We start from the raw sequence: 20,218 nt of genomic DNA, 5'->3' as shown, positions 1-20,218 counted from the left end.
GCAGGCATCCCGTCACGCTGACAAACCGCCTGCGGTGTGGAAATCCCGAAGACCCCTGCCTCAGTCGGCGCTGACGTCCACGCGCACGCGGAGGCGCTCGCCCGGGTGGTAGTCGCGACGGGTGTGATATTCGCGGCCGCCATATTCATAGGTGACGTCGTAGCCATCCACGCGCTCGTTCTCGCTGCCGTAGCCCACCGGTTCGCACACGCGCACATCGCCACGCCGGTAGTCCGGACGGCTGCTGGCCTCATAGATCGCGCGCCCGGCTGCGCCGCCGGCGATGGTGCCCACCGCGGTCCCCAGATAGCGCCCGTCGCCGCCACCGACCCGGCTGCCGAGCACCGCGCCGGCCAGACCGCCGATCACCGTGGCCAGCTGGCGGCCGGTGTCGCCGCCCTGCCGGTACTGTCCGTTGTCGTAGCCGCGATCGTAGGAACCGTTGTTGCGGTAGCCGTCATCGCGATAACCCTCGTTGCGATAGCCATTGCCGCCGCCGACATAGCCACCGTCGTTGCGCTCGTAGCAGCGCTCGCCGCGCCCCTGCCCACCACCGACGATGATCGGATCCACGCGCACCACGCGCGCGTAGTCATAGGCGGGTTCATTCCCATCGCGATAGCGGCCCGTACGGTACTGGCCGTCGTCATAGGCCGGATCGGGCCGGTACTGGCCATCGTCGTAGCGCTGGGCGGCAGCATCGAAAGCAGCCACGCTCCCCAGGATCAGGACACCGGCGAAAGACAGCGATCGGAACATGGCAGGACCACTCGGGTTGGGATCGGCGATGCTCGGCTGCATCGGGTGAGCCGATCCTGAACCGGCCCGGACAGCCGTGCAAGCGGACCGGGCCAGTCCTCCCGTCAGGCGGAAAACTCGGTTTCCAGACTGATCGGCACCGCACTCAAGGCCTTTGAAACCGGACAGTTCTGCTTGGCATCCTCGGCCAGGGCGCGGAACCGCGCCTCATCGATCCCGGGCACCACGGCTTTCACTTTCAGGCGGATCTGCGACAGCTGCGGTCCGCCTTCCATCGACAGATCGACATCGGCGCGGGTATCCAGCGAGGTCGGCGGAAAGCCGGCTTCACCGAGCTTGGCCGACAGCGCCATGGTGAAGCAGCCGGCATGCGCGGCGGCAATCAGCTCTTCCGGATTGGTGCCTTTTTCATCGCCAAAGCGGCTGTTGAAGGCATACCGGGTGTGGTCCATCAATCCGCTCTGCGGCGTGCTCAGCTGACCTTTGCCGCTCTTGAGATCACCCTCCCAGTGCGCGGTGGCATGACGCGAAATACCCATTGCAACACTCCTGCGTTTGATTGGGCCCCCACCATAGGGCACGGTCCGTTACGGGCTTGTGCGTCGCAACGTGCGGCTCACCACGACCGCGCTACATTGCCCTTCCCGCCATGACCGCCCTGCGAGCACACCGCTCCCGGGTCGCTGCGCACGGACAGCCATGACGCCCTTCGATCCAGTCTTTTGGAGGAACGGCCCATGTCCTACCGCACACAACAGATCCGCAATGTGGCCCTGGCAGGCCATCCCGGCGCCGGCAAAACCACCCTGTTCGAAGCCCTGCTGCATGCCGGCGGCACCGTGAAGACGGCGGGCAGCATCGAACGTGGCACCACGGTGTCCGACCATGACCCCATCGAGAAGCAGCGCGGCCACTCGATCGACAGCGCACTGGCCAGCATCGACCTGCCGGAGCTGCGCCTGAACCTGATCGACACGCCCGGGTATCCCGAGTTCCGCGGCGCCACACTCTCCGCGCTGGCCGTGGTGGAGACCGCCGCGATCGTCGTGGATGCCACCCGCGGCATCGAGTTCGGTACCCGCCGGCTGATGCACCGGGCCCAGGAGCGCGACCTGTGCCGGGTCATCGTGGTCAACAAGATCGACCAGGACGGCGTGGATTGCGCGCAGCTTCTGCATGCGCTGCGCGAGGAATTCGGCCCGCAGGTATTGCCGCTGAATCTGCCCGCCGATGGCGGTCGCAGCGTGCTGGACTGTTTCCTCCAGCAGGACGGCGACAGCGATGCCGGGCCGGTCGCCGCATGGCATCAGCGCATCCTCGACCAGGTGGTGGAGATCAATGAAACGGTGATGGAGCACTATCTGGACCTGGGCGAAGCCGGGCTGTCCGGCGACGAGCTGCACAACGCCTTCGAACAGTGCCTGCGCGAGGGCCACCTGGTGCCGGTGTGCTTCGTTTCCGCGCGCGAAGGCACCGGATTGCAGGCCCTGCTGGACATCGCCGGCAGGCTGTTCCCCGACCCGGGCGAAGGCAATCCACCGCTGTTCGTCAGCGCCGACGGCGGTGAGATGCCGCAGGTGCAGGCCGACCCGACGGCTCCGGTGGTGGCCAGCGTGTTCCGCATCATCAACGATCCGTTTGTCGGCAAGCTGGGCGTGTTCCGCCTTTACCAGGGCACTATCCATCGCGAGATGAGCCTGTGGGTGGACGATGGCCGCAAACCGGTCAAGATCGCCCACCTGTTCCGCGTACTTGGCAAGGAGCATCTGCCCATAGACGCAGTGGTGGCCGGCGAAATTGCCGCCGTCGCCAAGGTCGATGAGCTGCATTACGGCGCGCTGCTACACGACCTGCATGACCAGCCGCTGCCGCAACTGCGCCCCATCAGCTTTCCCAAAGCGATGTTCGGCCTGGCAATCGCGCCTGCCAGTCGCGGCCAGGAGCAGAAGCTCACCGTGGCGCTGGAACGGCTGGCACAGGAGGATCCGGCGCTGCAGATCGAACAGGCCGGGGAAACCCATGAGACGGTGGTGCGCGGGCTCTCCGATCTGCATCTGCGGATCGTGCTGGAGCGTCTGCGCGACCGGCATGGCGTGGAAGTGACCACCCGGCCGCCGCGCATCGCCTATCGCGAGACCATCGGTGCGCCTGCCGAAGGTCATCACCGTCACAAGAAGCAGACCGGCGGCGCCGGCCAGTTCGGCGAGGTGTCGCTGCGCATCGCGCCGTTGCCGCGCGGCAGCGGCTTCGAGTTCGTCGACGAGGTCAAAGGCGGCACCATTCCCGGGCAGTTCATGCCGGCGGTGGAGAAAGGCGTGCGCCAGGTGCTGGAGAGCGGTGCAGTGGCTGGCTTCCCGCTGCAGGACCTGCGCGTCACCGTGCATGACGGCCGCCACCACCCGGTCGACAGCAAGGAGATCGCCTTCGTCACCGCCGCGCGCAAGGCCTTCCTCGATGCGATCGGCAAGGCCGCACCGCAGGTGCTTGAACCGGTGGTTTCGCTGGAAGTGGTGGCGCCCGAAGCGCAGGCCGGCGATATCACCGGCAGCCTGGCGGCCAAGCGCGCACGTATCAATGGCACCGATTCCAGCGCCGGGGAGATCGTCATCCATGCGCAGGTGCCGCTGTCCGAGCTGGAAGGCTATGCGGCCGAGCTCAAGTCCGTGACTGCCGGTCGTGGCCGCTATTCGCTGGATTTCAGCCACTACGAACCGGTGCCGGCACCCGTCCAGCAGCGGCTGATGGCCAGCCACCAGCCGCATCCCGACGAGGACTGAGCCGGCGCGAGGGCAGCGCAGCACCGGTGGAAATCGGCAAATCGCAACGCGGCAACTGCGGATTGCCGCGTTTTTTATGGCTTTTTGCGGGTTTGCCTATTGGCGGCACCGGATTCATGCCCTACATTTCGCTTGCCGACGGGGTCGGCATGACCAACAACCAACCGTTCACGGAACAGGAAATCATGGCAAAGACCGCTAAGAAAGCTGCCCCGAAAAAGGCAGTGAAGAAAGTCGCCACCAAGGCCGCAGCCAAGCCGGTTGCACCGAAGCCGATCAAGGAAGCCCTGACCAAGTCCGGTCTGGTTGCCCACATCGCCGAGACCACCAGCCTCGCCGCCAAGGACGTCCGTGCCGTGTTCGCTGCGCTGGAAGGCGCGGTCGCCGCATCGGTCAACAAGAAGGGCGCAGGCAGCTTCACCCTGCCGGGCCTGCTGAAGATCAGCACCGTCAGCGTGCCGGCCAAGCCCAAGCGCAAGGGCATCAACCCGTTCACCAAGGAAGAGCAGTGGTTCGCCGCCAAGCCGGCCACCACCAAGCTGAAGGTGCGTCCGCTCAAGAAGCTCAAGGACGCCGCGCTCTGATCAGCGCGCCCCTTGTGGCGAAACGGACGGGACGGCATTGCCGTCCCGTTTTTTTTTCCGTTGCCACGGGCCTGATGACATTCATGAACTTCCGGCCCGTCCAGTTGGAACACAGCGTCGTGACCCCGGCCCTCGCCCCTGTACCGCCAGCGGCCTATGGTGGGGCTCCTCCCTGTCCGCCCTGATTCCCGCCATGTCCAGTCGCATGCACCGCTACCGCATCACCGTCACGCCGATCGAATCCGATGGCCTGCAGTGCAGTGGACGATGCACCATCGAATTCGAACAGCGCAGTCCACAGAACTGGATGCATCAGCTGGAGGCGGCACAAAGCCAGCGCCAGCTGTCGTGCAATGAAGTAGCCAGCGTGGTGGTGGCTACCGGCCTGTTGGAGAATCTGGCTGGCATCGCCCGTCAGGGTGACAACGTGCTGTCGGCGCTGCATCCGGAGCTGGACGCACTGCTGGCCAAACTGGCGCAACTGCACGCGACGCGGTAACGCCGGACCTACGTCCGGCTCGGATGTGGCCATGTGTTGAAGGTGTTCATGGGCGGCATCACGACCGATGCCGGACCGGATCGCGCATCGTCCGCTAATTGCGAGTTCACCTGCAGCGGTTATCGTGGCGGTCCGGACATCCTGTTGCGAGCTCCCCATGCGCTATCGCGCCCTGCTTTTTCCCGCCATCGCCTGCCTCGTCATGGCGGCCACCGCCCACGCCGCGCCGCAGGTGAAGGGACACCAGCTCACCGTTGGTGCCAGTGACGTGCAGCAGTATCTGGACGGCAGCTTCCCGCGCACCCAGAAAGCGCTGGGCGGCCTGCTGGCCCTGGATGTCAGCCAGCCACGGCTGACGCTGCCGGCCGGCAACCGTCTGGACCTGCAGTTCGACCTGGGCATGGCCGCCGCCGGCAGCGCGCGCATGCCGGTAGGCAATGTCCGCATCAGCAGCGGGCTGCGCTACAACGCACAGACCCAGGGCTTCCACCTGGAGCAGCCGACGGTGGACGATTTCCGCCCGGCCATGGCCGGCGCCGAACTGGATGCCAGTACCCGCAGCCTGCTCAACAGCTGGCTGGCCGACTACGCGCGCCGCGAGCCGATCTACAAGATCGACCCGGCCATCGCCAAGGTGATGGGCGCGCTGCAGGTCAAATCGGTCGGCATCCAGAACGGTCGCATCGCGGTGGACTTCAACCAGAATCTGGGCAGCCTGGTGCCATCCGGGCTGCTGGGCAACTGAGGCCGACCAGTGCTGGAACAGAAAAAGGCCGCGATGCGGCCTTTTCTTTAACGGCTGGAAACGCGGATCAGCGCTTGGGCTGCAGCATCGTCCCGGTGCACTTCTTCGAGCCGCAGCGGCATTCCCAGATCTTCTTCAGACGCGGGGTATGGCGTTCGGACAGGGTGATGCCGTAGTTGTAGGTCAGCTCCTCACCCGGCTTGATGTTGCGGATCGCCTCGATGAACACTTTCTCGTCGGCCGGGTCATCGCTGCCGGTTTCCTGGATAACCGCCTCGCAGTTCGGCTCGCAGCTGTGGTTGATCCAGCGCGCATCGTTGCCACCGTGGTTGGCATCGATGACATAGACCTCGTTGAGCGTGAACAGGAAGGTATGGCCGCTTTCCACGTCGCCGGTGTCATCGGCATCGACTTCCTCATGGGTCCGGCGCTTGCCCTTGTACTCGATCACCCGCTCGCCCTTCTTGAGTTCGGCCACGGCGAAAACGCCATTGCCGTGAATGGAGGATTTGCGCGCTTGGATCTTCTTGGGCATGTAGGCGGCCGGAATCATCGATGGGAACCGGGATTCTCGCCCATGCGGGCGCTTCTACCCAAGCACCGCCGCCGCCACAGCCTCGCGCCGTAGCTGAACGGCAAAACTTGGAGGCAGCGCCCGCAAAGCGTACAATTTTGGTCCACATTGCATTTTCCCCGCTGGATCTCCCGCCACGATGCTCCGCGTCACCAAGCTCACCGATTACGCCACCGTCGTGCTGACTGTGCTCGCCGCACAGCCGGCCGAAGTGCTGAGCGCGACCGAGCTGGCCGATGCGGCCGGGCTGGAATCGCCAACCGTCAGCAAGCTGCTCAAACCGCTGGCCCAGGCCGGGCTGGTGGAAGGCCTGCGCGGCGTGCGCGGCGGCTACCGGCTGACCCGACCTGCAGATCAGATCACGCTGATCGAGATCGTCGAGGCGATGGAAGGCCCGCTGGCCATCACCGAGTGCAGCCAGCACCAGAGCCAGTGCGGCATCGCCGAACAGTGCGGCGTGCGCTCGAACTGGCGACTGATCAACGACGTGGTCGCCGACGCGCTGCGCGGCGTCACCCTGGCGCAGATGCTGCATCCCTTACCGCTTGCCGACCGTCGCCGCATCGCCGTCGACGTCGTCTCCTGAACAACCGTAGGCAGCCCTCATGGCCACCGAAACCATTGAAACCATCGGCACTGCCGACACTCCCAACCGTGAAATCCACGAGCAGCTCGGCCGCAAGTACGAGGCCGGCTTCGTCACCGACATCGAATCCGATTCGTTCCTGCCGGGTCTGAACGAGGACGTGATCCGTGCCCTGTCGGCCAAGAAGGAAGAGCCGGAGTGGATGACCCAGTGGCGCCTGGAAGCCTACCGCCACTTCCTGACCATGCAGCAGCCGGATTGGGCCAAGCTGCAGATCGGCCCGATCGACCTGCAGGCGCTGAGCTACTACTCCGCGCCCAAGGGCCCGAAGTACAAGTCGCTGGACGAGGTGCCCAAGGAACTGCTGGACACCTACGACAAGCTTGGCGTGCCGCTGCACGAACGCGCCAAACTGGCCGGCGTGGCGGTGGATGCGGTGTTCGACTCGGTCTCGGTGGGCACCACCTTCCGCAAGGAGCTGGCCGAGAAGGGCGTGATCTTCTGCTCGATCTCCGAAGCCATCCGTGACTACCCGGAGCTGGTGAAAAAATACCTGGGCACGGTAGTGCCGGTCGGCGACAACTACTTTGCCGCGCTCAACTCGGCGGTGTTCTCCGACGGCAGCTTCGTGTTCGTTCCGGAAGGCGTGCGCAGCCCGATGGAGCTGAGCACCTATTTCCGCATCAACGCCAGCAACACCGGCCAGTTCGAGCGCACCCTGATCATCTGCGAGGACCGCGCCTACGTGTCCTACCTGGAAGGCTGCACGGCGCCGATGCGCGATGAGAACCAGCTGCACGCCGCGGTGGTCGAGCTGGTGGCGCTGGAAGATGCCGAGATCAAGTATTCGACCGTACAGAACTGGTACCCGGGCGACGAGAACGGCGTCGGCGGCATCTACAACTTCGTCACCAAGCGTGCCGAATGCCGTGGCGCGCGCTCCAAGGTGACCTGGACCCAGGTGGAAACCGGCTCGGCCATCACCTGGAAGTACCCGTCCTGCGTGCTGCTGGGCGACGACTCGGTGGGTGAATTCCACTCGGTGGCGCTGACCCACCACCGCCAGCAGGCCGATACCGGCACCAAGATGATCCACGTCGGCAAGCGCACCAAGAGCAAGATCATCTCCAAGGGCATCAGCGCCGGCCGTGGCCAGAACACCTACCGTGGCCTGGTCAAGGTCGCCGCCGGTGCCGAAGGCGCGCGCAACTACACCCAGTGCGACTCGCTGCTGATCGGCAAGAAGTGTGGCGCCCACACCTTCCCCTACATCGAGGTGAAGAACCCCAGCGCCACCGTCGAGCACGAGGCCACCACCTCCAAGATCTCCGACGACCAGCTGTTCTATTGCCGGGCGCGTGGCATCGACCAGGAAAACGCGGTGTCGATGATCGTGGACGGTTTCTGCAAACAGGTATTCCGGGAGTTGCCCATGGAGTTCGCCGTGGAAGCCAAGAAATTGCTGGAAGTCTCGCTGGAAGGATCGGTCGGATGAGCCGCCTGACGCTGCTTTTACTGGCCCTGCTGCCGTTCACCGCTTCCGCCATGGCGCTGGACGGTGCTTGCGACGACGCCGACACCCAGCTGGACCTCAACGAGTGCGTGGCCGCCGAAGCCGACGCCGCCGATGCCGAGCTCAACGCCGTGTACCGGCAGGTGATGCAGGAACTGAAGGGTCAACCGGTCGCCGTCGAAAAACTGCGCGCTGCCCAGCGCCTGTGGATTGCGCTGCGTGACGCCGATATCGAAGCGCGTTACCCGGTGGGCAAGAACGAGAACCCACGCGTCCTGTACGGCTCGATGTACCCGATGCTGCACGCCGCAAACAAGGCCGAGCTCACCCGCCAGCGCACCCGGTGGCTGCGCGCCACCTTCCTCGATCGCGCCGAAGGCGAGCTCTGATCGCCCCGCACCTACATACTGAAGAACACCCCCTCATGCTGAAGATCGAAAACCTGCACGCCCGCATCGCCGGCAAGGAAATCCTCAAGGGTCTGTCGCTGGAAGTGAAACCCGGTGAGGTGCACGCCATCATGGGCCCCAACGGCGCCGGCAAGTCCACACTGGGCAACGTGCTGTCCGGCCGCGACGGCTATGAAGTGACCGAAGGCGACGTGCAGTTCGAAGGCGCCGACCTGCTGGAGCTGGAACCGGAAGCGCGCGCCGCCGCCGGCCTGTTCCTGGCCTTCCAGTACCCGGTGGAAATCCCCGGCGTCAACAACACCTACTTCCTGCGCGCCGCACTCAATGCCCAGCGCAAGGCCCGGGGCGAGGAAGAGCTGGATTCGATGCAGTTCCTCAAGCTGGTCCGGCAGAAGCTGGCCGTGCTGCATCTGAAGGACGAACTGCTGCACCGCGGTGTCAACGAAGGCTTCTCCGGCGGCGAGAAAAAACGCAACGAGATCTTCCAGCTGGCCGTGCTCGAGCCGAAGCTGGCGATCCTGGATGAAACCGATTCGGGCCTGGACATCGATGCCCTGAAGAGCGTGGCCGACGGCGTCAATGCGCTGCGCAGCCCGGAGCGCTCGTTCGTGGTGATCACCCACTACCAGCGCCTGCTGGACTACATCAAGCCGGACTTCGTGCACGTGCTGAGCGAGGGCCGCATCGTCAAGAGCGGCGGTCCGGAACTGGCGCTGGAGCTTGAAGCGCACGGCTATGATTTCCTGAAGGACCGCGTGGTCCGCGAGGCGGCCAAGTAATGAGCGTCCTGCTGGATTCAATGGCCGCCGGCTTCTGTGGCAGCGACGCGCGCCGCGAGGTGCTCGACGCTGCCCTGCAGACCGGTCTGCCCGCTGCCCGCAACGAAGCCTGGAAGTACACTTCGCTGCGCCAGCTCGAGCGTCGCACGTTCAGCGCCGCACCGCTGCAGGCGCCGTCCATCGATGCCGCGCTGCTGGCCGATATCCCGGCACCGCGGCTGGTGTTCGTCAATGGCCGCCACAGCGCTGCGCTGAGCGATCTGTCGGCATTGGATGCCGGCGTGCAGGTGCGTACTTTGTCCGCGGTGCAGGACGAAGAGCCCGAAGCCCTGCGCTTCCTCGGCCGCCGCTTCGAGCGCGCCGATGAAGTGTTCGCCCAGCTCAATGCCGCACTGGCCGATGAAGGCGTACTGGTACAGGTGGCCGACGGCATCACCAGCAAGACACCGCTGCACCTGGTTTTCGTCAGCGCGGCAGATGGCAACGATCACGCCTGGCACCACCGCCATCTGATCGAACTGCGCCGGGGTGCCGTGTTCGGTCTGGTCGAGCACCACCTGCAGAGCGGTGACAGCGCGCACCTGGACAACACCTTGGTGCATGTCCACATCGCCCAGGATGCGGTGCTCTCGCATGCCCGCGTACAGGCCGACAGCGCGCGCGCGACATCGCTGTTGCGTACCGACGCCGTGTTGGCCCGCGATGCGCAGTACCGCCGCATCGATCTGGAGCTGGGCGCCGCGCTGAGCCGGCATGAGCTCAACGTTCGGCTGGAGGGTAACAACGCCAGGTTGACCGCCAACGGCGTGCTGCTGGGCACCGGTCGTCGCCACATCGATACCCGCCTGGGTATCGAGCACATCGCCAAGGACACCCGCGCCGAGCTGGTCTGGCGTGGCGTGGCCGCCAACCGCAGCCGCGTGGTGTTCCACGGTGGCATCAACATCCGCGAGGGCGCCGATGGCACCGACGCCAACCTCTCCAACAAGAACCTGCTGCTCTCGGCCGATGCCGAAATAGATACCCAGCCGACGCTGGTGATCGATGCCGACGAGGTCAAGGCCGCGCACGGCGCCACCGTGGGTCAACTCGATGCCAACGCGCTGTTCTACCTGCGCTCGCGCGGCGTGCCGGCCGAACAGGCGCGCGCCATGCTCAGCGCCGCGTTCTGCCACGAGCCGCTGGCTGCGGTGGAAGGCGCTCTCACCGAAAAGCTGGCCCGCCATCTGGACCAGGCATTGCAACAGGCTGGCATGGCATGAACCTCTCTTCCCCGCGTCCGATCCACCCACCGGCCAGCGCTCCCGACTGGGAACGTGTGCGCAGTGACTTTCCGCTGTTGATGCGCGAGGTCAATGGCAAGCCGCTGGTGTATTTCGACAACGCCAACACCGCGCAGAAGCCGCTGTCGGTGATCGGCGCGGTGGACGAGTTCTACCGCCGCTACAACGCCAACGTCAGCCGTGCCGTGCATGCGCTGGGCAGCGAGGCGACCGAAGCCTATGAAGGCGCGCGCAGCAAACTGGCGCGCTTCCTCAATGTCCGTATCGACGAGCTGGTGCTGTGCAGTGGCACCACCTTCGCGATCAACCTGGTCGCCTATTCGTGGGCATTGCCACGGTTGAAGACGGGCGACGTGATCCTGGTCTCGCGCATGGAGCACCACGCCAACATCGTGCCGTGGCAGCTGATCGCACAACGCACCGGCGCCAGCATCCGCGTGGCCGAGATCAGTCCCGACGGCAGCCTCGACCTGGATGCGTTGCATACGGCGATGACCCCGGAAGTGAAGCTGCTGGCGGTAACGCATGTCTCCAACGTGCTGGGCACAATCAACCCGGTCCGTGAGATCTGCCGAGAAGCCCGCAAGCGCGGCATCGTCACCGTGGTGGACGGCTCGCAGGCCGCACCGCACATGCCGGTGGATGTGGCGGCCATCGGTTGCGACTTCTACGCGATCACCGGCCACAAGATGTGCGGCCCGACCGGAACCGGTGCGCTGTGGGCGCGCCGCGAGCTGCTGCAGGAAATGCCGCCATTCCTGGGTGGCGGTGAGATGATCAAGGAAGTCAGCTTCGAGGGCACCGTGTTCAACGACGGCCCGCAGAAGTTCGAGGCCGGCACGCCGAACATCGCCGGCTTCGTCGGCCTGGGTGTCGCCGTGGATTACCTGGAGACCCTGGGTCGCGCGCATATCGATGCGCGCGAGCAGGAGTTGCTGGCCCATTTCACCGAAGAGCTGCAACGGATCGAAGGCGTGCGCATCTTCGGTACCGCGCCACGCAAGGCCGCCGTGGTGTCCTTCCAGATCGAAGGCGCGCATGCGCACGATCTGGCCACACTGCTCGACCTGCAGGGCGTGGCAGTGCGTTCGGGCCAGCACTGTGCGCATCCGCTGCTGCAGTACTTTGGTGTCGCCGCCACGTGCCGCGCGTCGCTTGCGTTCTACAACACGCACGAGGAAATCGAGGCATTCATGGCCGCGCTGAAGAAGGTCCGCACCCTGCTGGGCTGAAACCGCCGCTGCGCAGGTAAAGCCCGCGCGATACAGCTCCGCGCAACCCGCCTGCGCAACCCGCTCGCGCAGCTCGGCCGTTAGAATGGGGGCATGAACGCACTCACTTTCCGCACGGCCACTGCGGCCGATATTCCTGACCTGATCGAACTGGTCACCTCGGCCTATCGCGGCGATGCCTCGCGTGCAGGCTGGACCACCGAAGCCGATCTGCTGGACGGCCAGCGGGTGGACGCGGCCGGTATCGCCGCCGACATCCAACGCCCGCGCAGCGTGATCCTGCTGGCCGAGCGTGACGGTGTACTGCAGGCCTGCTGTCATATCGCCGACGAGGAGGGGCATGGCTACTTCGGCATGTTCGCCGTCAGCCCGCAGGCACAGGGCGGCGGCGTGGGCAAACAGCTCATGCAGCACGCCGAACACTTTGTGGCCGGACAATGGCATCTGCCGACCATGCAGATGACGGTGATCGACTGCCGTGACGAGCTGATCGCCTTCTACGAACGCCGGGGTTACGCGCGCACCGGCATCAAGAAGCCGTTCCCTTACGGCGATGAACGTTTCGGCATCCCCAAGCGGGACGACCTGCAATTCGAAATCTTGGAAAAGCCCCTGGGAGCTGCGGCATGAGCCAGACCTGGACCTTCATCTGCGCCAGCGAAGAGCTGCTGCCGGGCGAAATGAAGACCGCCTTCGACGAAGTCACCGGCGCACCCATTGTCGTGTTCAACCTGGATGGCGAGCTGTTCGCGCTGGAAGACCAGTGCACCCATGAAGAATTCGAACTGTCTTCGGGCTGCATCGATACGACCGAGGGCAGCATCGAGTGTGTGCTGCATGGCGCCCGGTTCGACATCCGCGACGGTCGCGCGCTGTGCGCCCCGGCCTACACCCCGGTGCCGAAATTCCCGGTCAAGCGCGAACACGGCGGCATCTGGTCGCGCGACGACCGCGACTGACGCGCGGGCACGCTTTTCGCCGATCGTTGTCTTGGGTGGCGCAAGACCGGGCGCGCGGTCAAACGGATTGCAAACGCAAACAATTCTCAATAAGATGCGCATCTGTCGCAGTTCGCGATGATTCCGCGCCCGCCCCCACTCCGTGCTTCGCCTTAGCCACATGGCTGTTGTTTTCGGCGCCGTCTTCATGCGGCGCCGGCTGGTATGGGCCGGAGCGCTGCTGGTAATGGCACTGGCGGCTGCGCCGCTGCCGCCTTCCGTCGTCCCCGAGGTATCCGGCCCGGCAACGGGCGATGTCATCGCCTCGCTGCAACTGCCCGGCGGGCAGTTGCCGGACAAACTGCCGGTCGCCGCCATGGCGCCGGGCGAGGCCGGACTGGAAGCTTTGCGTGCCCCGGGCCAGCGCCCGCGGCCCACCCCGCCTGCTGATCCAACCGCATTCCAGCGCCGCCTCAAAGAGGTGTTCCATGCGGCCGCAACCGAAACCGGCGTCCGGCACGCGCAGCGTCGCCTCCAGGCCTATCCGCTGGATCCGCCTCTGCGCCTGCTCAATCCCGGCAACGCCCCGCCGCGGGCCTGAGCCGTCTGCTGCTGCCCGCCATCCTGGCCGGGTGCGCCCCGTTGCTGTCGCGCTTTCCGATCTGAACCGCCTCGACCCTGCCGTTGCTCCGCCAGGCTGTCTGCCGTTTTTTCCTTTCCAGAGCCCTTCCATGAACTCCATGCGTACCCCGTTGACCTCCGCCCTGCTGTTTGCCATCGGCAGCCCACTGGTTGCCCACGCCGCACCCGAGGGCGCCGCCGATGCAGACCAGCGCAAAGCCACCGATCTGGATGGGGTGCATGTCCGCGGCAGCTGGTTCAACCCGTCCTCGCCCAAGTTCACCGCCGAGCTGCTGGATACCCCCAAATCGGTGTCCATCGTTTCGGACAAGCTGATCGCCGAAACCGGCGCGACCAGCCTGCAGGATGCGCTGCGCATGGTTCCGGGCATCACCTTCGGCGCCGGTGAAGGCGGCAACCCGACCGGTGACCGGCCTTTCATCCGCGGCTTCGATTCGCAGAGCAACATCTTTGTCGATGGTCTGCGCGACGTCGGTTCGCAGACCCGAGAGATCTTCGACCTGGAACAGGTCGAAGTGGTCAAAGGCCCGAGCTCGGCCTACGGCGGCCGTGATTCCGGTGGCGGCAGCCTCAACCTGGTCAGCAAGACCCCGAAGCTGAAGAACGAAACCAGCGCCAGCATGGGCGTGGGTACCGACCGCTACGCCCGCGGTACCGTGGATGCGAACTATGTGCTCGGCGACGGCGTGGCGGCGCGCCTGAACCTGATGAAGCACGAGTCGGACATCGCCGGCCGTGATGCGGCCAATGTCAGCCGCTGGGGCATCGCGCCGTCGATCGCGTTCGGCCTGAACGGCCCGGCGCAGGTGATCGCCAGCCACTACCATATGGAAACCGACGACCTGCCCGATGCCGGCGGCTTCCCGTACAGCAATCCGTTCACCAGCGGCCCCAATGTCGCGCTCAATGGCGACGGCAGCCCGCTGGTGCCGGACCGCAACAACTACTACGGCCTGAAGGACCGCGACTTCCAGCACACCCGTGCCGACATCAGCACGCTGGATGCCAGCTACGACCTCGGCGGCCACAAGCTGCGCAACATCGCGCGTCTGGGCAACACCAGCAACGACTACCTGTGGACGCAGCCGGACGACAGCAAGGGCAACCCCAATCTGTACGGCACGCTGTGGCGCCGCACCAACAGCCGCGCGGTCGATGTGAAAAGCTTCGTCGACCAGCTGAGCCTGACCGGCCGCTTCGAGACCGGCGCGTTGCAGCACAGCTACAGCGCCGGCGTCGAGTACAGCGACGAGAAGATCAGCCGCGGCAGCTATCTGATGTCACCGGGCACCAACAACCCGCTGACCAATGGCACCAGTTGCCCGAGCACCGGCGCGGCCACCGGTTACAACTGCACGGACTTCAACAATCCCAATCCGAACGATCCATGGTCGGCCAACCAGACCGTCTACCGCAGCGACAAGGCGGCCGACGTCCGCCAGAGCACCAGGACCCGCTCCGCCTACCTGTTCGACACCATCGAATTGAACCCGCAGTGGTCGGTCAATCTGGGCCTGCGCTACGACGACTACTCCACCAAGCAGGTCACACCGGTGCCGGGTGCGGCGGCAACGGTATTCCGCAATGACAGCGACTTCATCAACTACCAGGCCGGCGTCGTGTTTAAGCCGGTGGCCAACGGCAGCCTCTACCTGTCCTACGGCACCTCATCCACGCCGCCGGGCATGGACGGTGGCGACGGTGCCGATGGCATCTCTCTCGCCAATGAGGACCTGGATCCGCAGGAGACCCGGAACGTCGAGCTGGGCACGAAGTGGGACCTGTTCGGTAACCGCTTGAACCTGACCGCCGCGATCTTCCATACCGAGTTGAACAATGCCCGCGTCCTCATCGACAACGGCACCACGCAGAACGCGGGCAAGAAGGTCATCGACGGTTTCGAGCTGGGCTTCACCGGACAGCTCAGCGACAACTGGAGCCTGTACGGCGGCTACACCTGGCTGGATTCGGAGTTGAAGGATGGTGGCTACGTCTGCGCCGTAGCCGGCCGCACCTGCCCCAGCGGCATCTACGTGCCCTCGCCGAACAACGGCAACGTGTTCCCGAACACCGCCAGGCACAGCGCCACCCTGTGGACCAGCTACACGCTGCCCTTCGGCCTGACCCTGGGCGCCGGCGCCAGCTACTCGGACAAGCAGTACGGTGATGTGGCCAATACCAAGTGGATCCCGAGCTACACCCGCTGGGATGCGATGGCCAGCTACGCCATCCAGGACAACATCAGCCTGCAGTTGAACGTGCAGAACCTAACCGATAAGACCTATTTCACCAAGGCGTATGCCTCGCACTACGCGGCCATCGCCCCGGGCCGCGCCGCGACGCTGGCCCTGAATGTGAAGTTCTGATTCCCCTCGCCCCCGGCCGCCTGCCGGGGGCTTCGTCCACAAGGCAATCCGATGCTGCTGCACATCCCCGACGTACTCACCCGCGACCAGGTCGCCCAGGCGCGCCAGCGCCTGCACGAAGCGGGCTGGGCCGATGGCAAGGCCACCGCCGGCTACCAGTCGGCGCAGGCCAAGCAGAACCTGCAGCTGCCCGAATCGGACCCGGCCGCACGGGCGCTGGGCTCGCTGATCCTCGATGCCCTGGGCCGCAACGACACGTTCTTTGCCGCCGCGTTGCCACGCCGCATCTATCCGCCGCTGTTCAACTGCTACCGCGAAGGCCAGACCTTCGGCTTCCACGTCGACAACGCGGTCCGCTACGACCACATCAGCCGCGCGGGGGATCCGCAGCCGGTGCGTACCGATCTGTCGGCCACCTTGTTCCTGTCCGATCCGGACGAGTACGAAGGCGGCGAGCTGGTCATCGAGGACACCTACGGCAACCAGCGGGTGAAGCTGCCGGCCGGGCATATGGTGCTGTACCCGGGCACCAGCCTGCACCAGGTCACCCCGGTGACCCGCGGCACACGCATCGCCTCGTTCTTCTGGACCCAGAGCATGGTCCGTGACGACGGCCACCGCCGCCTGCTGTGGGAGCTGGATCTGTCGATCCGCCGGCTGACCCACGACCATCCGCAGCACCCCTCGCTGGTCAGCCTGACCGGCGTGTATCACAACCTGCTGCGGCAATGGGCCGAGGCGTGAGCGCAGCCGGACAGAACCTGCAGACACTGCTGCTGCAGCTGCCCGGCAACCCGGCGGCGGTCATGGCCGAACTGGAGCGGCGCGCGCAGGATGGCGAGGTACTGGCCCAGTTCGTACTCGGCCAGGCCTGCATGGAAGGCCGCGCCCGCCCGGTCGATACCGGCGCCGGCATGGCCTGGTTCGAACGTTCCGCCAACGGTGGCCTGCCGCTGGCGATGAACATGCTCGGGCGCTGCCACGAGTTGGGCCAGGGCACGCCGGTGAATCTCGAACTGGCCGCGGTCTGGTATCGACGGGCTGCGGACAGCGGGCTGGACTGGGGCATGTACAACCTGGCCAACCTGCTGGCCACCGGCCGTGGAATCGGCAAAGACGAAGCCGCCGCCTACACGCTGTACCGGCGTGCGGCCGAAAGCGGCCACGCCAAATCGATGAACCTGGTCGGCCGCTGCCTCGAAGAAGGCACCGGTGTGATCGCGGATCCGGTCGCCGCACCGGACTGGTACCGCCGTTCGGCCGAAGCGGGCGACTTCCGCGGTCAGGCCAGTCATGCCTCGCTGCTGCTTGCCGCCGGCCATATCGACGAGGCCGCAGATTGGCTGCGCAAGGCGCTGGCGCAGGGAAGCCCGTCGTTTCTCGCACAGATCCGGCCGCAGCTGGCGGTATCCCCGCATCCGCAGATCCGGGCCCTGGTGGCGTCCATTTAAGCGACACCAATCGATATCAATTCTCATTTGCACAAGTGAACGAATCCCATCTACAATGCCGCACCGCAAACGCCAGCGCCCCGCGCCGGCCATGCAATCAAGGGATTCCCGTGCAGCATCCGCAAAGCCAGCCGCCCCTGACCACCACACACGCAACCTTGCGCGTGTCGATGGCGGCATTGGGCATGCTGCTTCTGTTGGCGTTGGTGGCCTTGCTGCTGCAGGACACCCCGCGCCGGTCGCTTGCCAGCGACGCTGACAGCGTTACGTCCATCACCGGCGCACCACCGGCGGGTGACGAGGACCAGCTGCAGGAAACCCGACCGGCCAAGTTGCGCCGCGTGGTCAAACCGCATGCGATGCCGGCTGCGCTGAGCGGGTCCACCGGCCAGGTGCTGGCGTGCTTGAACGCCGCCGTTGCGGCGCGCTCGTTGATCCCTGCCTCAATCATGGACGTCGCCCGCCCGGCACCGGGGCGCCGGCAACAGCGCGGTCAGGCGCCTCCGCAGGTCTGACCGGTCCTCTACGGATCGACGCCGCCGTCTCACCCTCCTTCCCCGCAGCACCCGGCGCATGCACTACCTGCCTGCGACTGCGCAGTGCGCCCCGCTTTCCGAAATCCGAGGTCCCTCCATGGCTCTGCGCCATCGCCGTTCCGTGTCCGTTTCCCGCCACCTGCTCGGCCTCGCCGTGCTCGCCGCCCTCAGCGCCACCGCGCACGCCAGCGGCGCGCCCACCACGCTGGACAAGGTGGTCGTCACCGCTACCGGCTTCGAGCAGAAGATTCCCGAAGCACCGGCCAGCATCAGCCTGATCTCGCGCGAGGAGCTCGCCCAGCGCCCCTACACCAGCCTGATCGATGCGCTGCGTGACGTCGAGGGCATCGACGTGGGCATGGAAACCACCGACAAGAACGGCCGTGCCACCATTTCCATGCGCGGCATGCCATCGGAGTACACACTGGTGCTGATCGACGGCCGCCGCCAGAGCAACGTCGGCAGCCTGTACCCGAACAACTTCGGTGGCGGCCAGTTCTCCTACCTGCCGCCGCTGGATGCGATCGAGCGCATCGAAGTGGTGCGAGGCCCGATGTCGACCCTGTACGGCTCCGATGCGATGGGCGGGGTGATCAACATCATCACCCGCCGCAACCAGGACCAGTGGCAGGGCTCGATCACCCAGGGCTTCACCGTCCAGCAGGAAAAAGAGTTCGGCGACGTACGCACCACCGACCTGTATCTGACCGGGCCGCTGGTCAAGGACACCTTGGGCGTGGCGATCCGCGGCAGCTACTACGATGCCGACGAGTCGATGCCCGAGTGGGACCCGCTGCCACTGCCGGATGGCTCGATGTGGGAGCGCAGTCTCGGCTTTGGCGGCGGTGGCAAGGCGGTGGCCAACACCAACTGGAACACCGGCATCCGCCTGGACCTGAGCGCGTTCGAGCACAACGCGTTCTGGCTGGACTACGACGTCTCGCGCCAGAAGTACGACAACCGCAAGGGCCAGACCGGTACGCTGGACAGCCTTGAAAGCCTGTGGCGCAGCGGCACGGCGACCATCCCCAACCCCAGCGGCAGCGGCACCCTCAGCAGCCGCGTGGTGCAGCCGCGTGTGGGCTATACCGCCTGGCAGCGCTACGAGCGTGACCAGCTGGCGCTGACCCACCAGGGCCGCTACGAGTTCGGCACCTGGCAGAGCAGCCTGACCCGCCACACCACCAGCAACCTTGGCCGCTCGCTGCCGCTGACGCTGGATGAGCGCGCGCAACTGCAGGGGTTGTGGAACGATGTCTGCGCGCGTCGCGGCCAGGCCGCCCACTGCAACATGACCTCCGGCAACCTGAGTGTGCTCAATGCCGACGAGCTGGCGCGGTTGTCAGCTTTCCTGCCGCGGCCGCTGCGCACGATGGAGCTGGACGGCTATGTGCTGGACACCAAGCTGGACATGTCAGTGGGCAACCACCAGCTCGCCATCGGCGGCCAGTACAACGACACCGACATGACCGATGGCGTGTTCGGCATGGATGGCGGCGGCTACAAGGACAACGTCAAGCAGAAACACCGGATGTGGTCGGTGTTCGCCGAGGACAACTGGGCGCTGACCGGCACCCTGACCGCCACGCTGGGTGTGCGTTACGACGACCACAACATCTTCGGCAGCCACGTCAGCCCGCGCGCCTACCTGGTGTGGGAAGCCAACGATGCGTGGACCGTCAAAGGCGGCATCAGCACCGGCTACAAAACCCCGCGCCCGGACCAGCTGTTCCCCGGCGTGGTCGGTTTCGGCGGCCAGGGCGTGATCCCGCAGGTCGGCTCACCGCACCTCAAGCCCGAAACCAGCACCAACTACGAAGTCGCCGCCTATTACGAAGGACAGCGCTGGAACTTCAACGCCACCGCGTTCTTCAACAAGTTCGACGACAAGATCGCCAGTGGCGGAACCTTCGCCAACTGCGAGGTGGCACCGGCCGACGGCAGCTATTGCGTGGATGTCGGCCCGGGTTGGGCGGCGCTGGGCTACAGCGCTTTCACCCAGAGCGTGAATATCGACAAGGCCGAGACCCGCGGCGTCGAACTGGCCGGTCAGATCGACCTGCTGGACACGCTGCAGCTGCGCGGTAACTACACCTTCACCCAAAGCGAGCAGACCAGCGGCAGCGCCAAGGGCCAGCCGATCTCGGGTAACCCGGCCAAGCACATGGCCAACGCCAACCTCACCTGGCAGGCCAGTGATCGCATCAGCCTGAGCCTGATCGGCGAAGGCCGCTACGACCGCTACCGCGACACCCTGGTCTCCAGCGTCGGCGGTGTCAGCCGCTCGACCGTGCGCTACTACGCCGACTACACCACGTTCCATCTCGGTGCCAGCTGGAAGGCGAACGACTGGCTGACCGTCAACGGCCGCATCAACAACCTGTTCGACAAGGACTTCGTCTCCCAGTCCTGCGTGCTGGCCTCCGATACCGAGTACAGCTGCGTGGACGACTACGCGGTGAAGGAACAGCGTCGCAGCTTCTGGATCTCGCTCAACGCCCGCTTCTGACACTGCCGATGCAACCGAACAAAAGCCCGCCCTTG

At 65.6% G+C, this 20,218-nt stretch carries 21 protein-coding genes; 18 read left to right on the top strand and 3 right to left on the bottom strand.

The features are described 5' to 3' along the window. Nucleotides 1-60: 60 nt before the first annotated feature. Complete coding sequence (locus tag ARC78_RS12825; protein ID WP_057506463.1) at nt 61-759, bottom strand: glycine zipper 2TM domain-containing protein; 699 nt, start codon at nt 757-759, stop codon at nt 61-63. Nucleotides 760-863: 104 nt separating this feature from the next. Next, nucleotides 864-1,298, bottom strand: coding sequence for an OsmC family protein (locus tag ARC78_RS12820; RefSeq protein ID WP_057506429.1), 435 nt, complete (start codon nt 1,296-1,298; stop codon nt 864-866). 198 nt (nt 1,299-1,496) lie between these two features. Here ARC78_RS12820 and fusA point away from each other — a divergent pair, with 198 nt between their 5' ends. The 4 genes from fusA to ARC78_RS12800 all read left to right on the top strand — a co-directional run bounded on the left by fusA (nt 1,497) and on the right by ARC78_RS12800 (nt 5,364). Then, on the top strand, nt 1,497-3,536 hold the full coding sequence (fusA, locus tag ARC78_RS12815; protein ID WP_054658000.1) for an elongation factor G: 2,040 nt from the start codon (nt 1,497-1,499) through the stop codon (nt 3,534-3,536). 185 nt (nt 3,537-3,721) lie between these two features. Beyond that, nucleotides 3,722-4,120, top strand: a complete 399-nt coding sequence (locus ARC78_RS12810) for an HU family DNA-binding protein (protein WP_054658022.1) — start codon at nt 3,722-3,724, stop codon at nt 4,118-4,120. Between the two features lie 193 nt (nt 4,121-4,313). Then, a complete protein-coding gene (locus tag ARC78_RS12805; protein ID WP_054658002.1) occupies nt 4,314-4,619 on the top strand; it encodes a DUF3861 family protein in 306 nt (101 codons plus the stop codon). 157 nt (nt 4,620-4,776) lie between these two features. Continuing rightward, nucleotides 4,777-5,364: a YceB family lipoprotein gene (locus ARC78_RS12800; protein WP_054658004.1), complete on the top strand. Its 588-nt coding sequence runs from the start codon at nt 4,777-4,779 to the stop codon at nt 5,362-5,364. A 67-nt stretch (nt 5,365-5,431) separates the two neighbouring features. On the opposite strand, the gene ARC78_RS12795 is transcribed toward ARC78_RS12800, so the two are convergent. Then, a complete protein-coding gene (locus ARC78_RS12795; protein ID WP_057506462.1) occupies nt 5,432-5,899 on the bottom strand; it encodes an SET domain-containing protein in 468 nt (155 codons plus the stop codon). A gap of 178 nt (nt 5,900-6,077) precedes the next feature. Between ARC78_RS12795 and ARC78_RS12790 the strand changes: the two genes are divergently transcribed. From ARC78_RS12790 to ARC78_RS12725, 14 genes are all read left to right on the top strand, one after another. After that, the gene (locus ARC78_RS12790; RefSeq protein WP_054658006.1) at nt 6,078-6,524 is read left to right on the top strand and encodes an SUF system Fe-S cluster assembly regulator; all 447 of its coding nucleotides are present in this window, start codon (nt 6,078-6,080) and stop codon (nt 6,522-6,524) included. 19 nt (nt 6,525-6,543) lie between these two features. Continuing rightward, the gene (gene sufB / locus ARC78_RS12785; RefSeq protein WP_054658008.1) at nt 6,544-8,019 is read left to right on the top strand and encodes a Fe-S cluster assembly protein SufB; all 1,476 of its coding nucleotides are present in this window, start codon (nt 6,544-6,546) and stop codon (nt 8,017-8,019) included. Beyond that, nucleotides 8,016-8,426 (top strand): lysozyme inhibitor LprI family protein, encoded by a 411-nt coding sequence (locus ARC78_RS12780; protein WP_054658010.1) that lies wholly within the window; start codon nt 8,016-8,018, stop codon nt 8,424-8,426. The genes sufB and ARC78_RS12780 overlap by 4 nt, the downstream gene beginning before the upstream one ends. Nucleotides 8,427-8,461: 35 nt before the next feature. Further along, nucleotides 8,462-9,226 (top strand): Fe-S cluster assembly ATPase SufC, encoded by a 765-nt coding sequence (sufC, locus tag ARC78_RS12775; protein ID WP_054658012.1) that lies wholly within the window; start codon nt 8,462-8,464, stop codon nt 9,224-9,226. Further along, on the top strand, nt 9,226-10,488 hold the full coding sequence (gene sufD, locus ARC78_RS12770; RefSeq protein ID WP_054658014.1) for a Fe-S cluster assembly protein SufD: 1,263 nt from the start codon (nt 9,226-9,228) through the stop codon (nt 10,486-10,488). The genes sufC and sufD overlap by 1 nt, the downstream gene beginning before the upstream one ends. Then, entirely contained in the window at nt 10,485-11,741 is a 1,257-nt protein-coding gene (locus ARC78_RS12765) for a cysteine desulfurase (protein ID WP_054658016.1), read from the top strand. Before sufD ends, ARC78_RS12765 begins: the two co-directional genes overlap by 4 nt. A gap of 93 nt (nt 11,742-11,834) precedes the next feature. Continuing rightward, nucleotides 11,835-12,371, top strand: coding sequence for a GNAT family N-acetyltransferase (locus ARC78_RS12760; protein ID WP_054658018.1), 537 nt, complete (start codon nt 11,835-11,837; stop codon nt 12,369-12,371). Continuing rightward, nucleotides 12,368-12,700 carry a non-heme iron oxygenase ferredoxin subunit gene (locus tag ARC78_RS12755; protein WP_054658020.1) on the top strand — a complete coding sequence of 111 codons (333 nt, stop codon included), beginning with the start codon at nt 12,368-12,370 and terminating at the stop codon, nt 12,698-12,700. Before ARC78_RS12760 ends, ARC78_RS12755 begins: the two co-directional genes overlap by 4 nt. 226 nt (nt 12,701-12,926) lie before the next feature. Further along, nucleotides 12,927-13,280 (top strand): hypothetical protein, encoded by a 354-nt coding sequence (locus ARC78_RS12750; RefSeq protein ID WP_057506428.1) that lies wholly within the window; start codon nt 12,927-12,929, stop codon nt 13,278-13,280. 130 nt (nt 13,281-13,410) lie between these two features. Continuing rightward, nucleotides 13,411-15,687 (top strand): TonB-dependent receptor, encoded by a 2,277-nt coding sequence (locus tag ARC78_RS12745; protein ID WP_054658278.1) that lies wholly within the window; start codon nt 13,411-13,413, stop codon nt 15,685-15,687. Nucleotides 15,688-15,738: 51 nt separating this feature from the next. Further along, nucleotides 15,739-16,431 (top strand): Fe2+-dependent dioxygenase, encoded by a 693-nt coding sequence (locus ARC78_RS12740; RefSeq protein ID WP_054658277.1) that lies wholly within the window; start codon nt 15,739-15,741, stop codon nt 16,429-16,431. Next, on the top strand, nt 16,416-17,138 hold the full coding sequence (locus ARC78_RS12735; protein ID WP_083468426.1) for a tetratricopeptide repeat protein: 723 nt from the start codon (nt 16,416-16,418) through the stop codon (nt 17,136-17,138). Before ARC78_RS12740 ends, ARC78_RS12735 begins: the two co-directional genes overlap by 16 nt. A gap of 185 nt (nt 17,139-17,323) precedes the next feature. Then, complete coding sequence (locus tag ARC78_RS12730) at nt 17,324-17,653, top strand: hypothetical protein (RefSeq protein ID WP_145974340.1); 330 nt, start codon at nt 17,324-17,326, stop codon at nt 17,651-17,653. Nucleotides 17,654-17,771: 118 nt separating this feature from the next. Further along, nucleotides 17,772-20,183: a TonB-dependent receptor domain-containing protein gene (locus tag ARC78_RS12725; RefSeq protein ID WP_057506427.1), complete on the top strand. Its 2,412-nt coding sequence runs from the start codon at nt 17,772-17,774 to the stop codon at nt 20,181-20,183. Nucleotides 20,184-20,218 lie beyond the last annotated feature (35 nt).

The sequence above is a fragment of the Stenotrophomonas pictorum JCM 9942 genome (assembly GCF_001431585.1).
In the GTDB taxonomy this organism is placed as follows: Bacteria; Pseudomonadota; Gammaproteobacteria; order Xanthomonadales; family Xanthomonadaceae; genus Stenotrophomonas; species Stenotrophomonas pictorum.
This window is presented reverse-complemented; position numbering and strand designations above follow the sequence as displayed.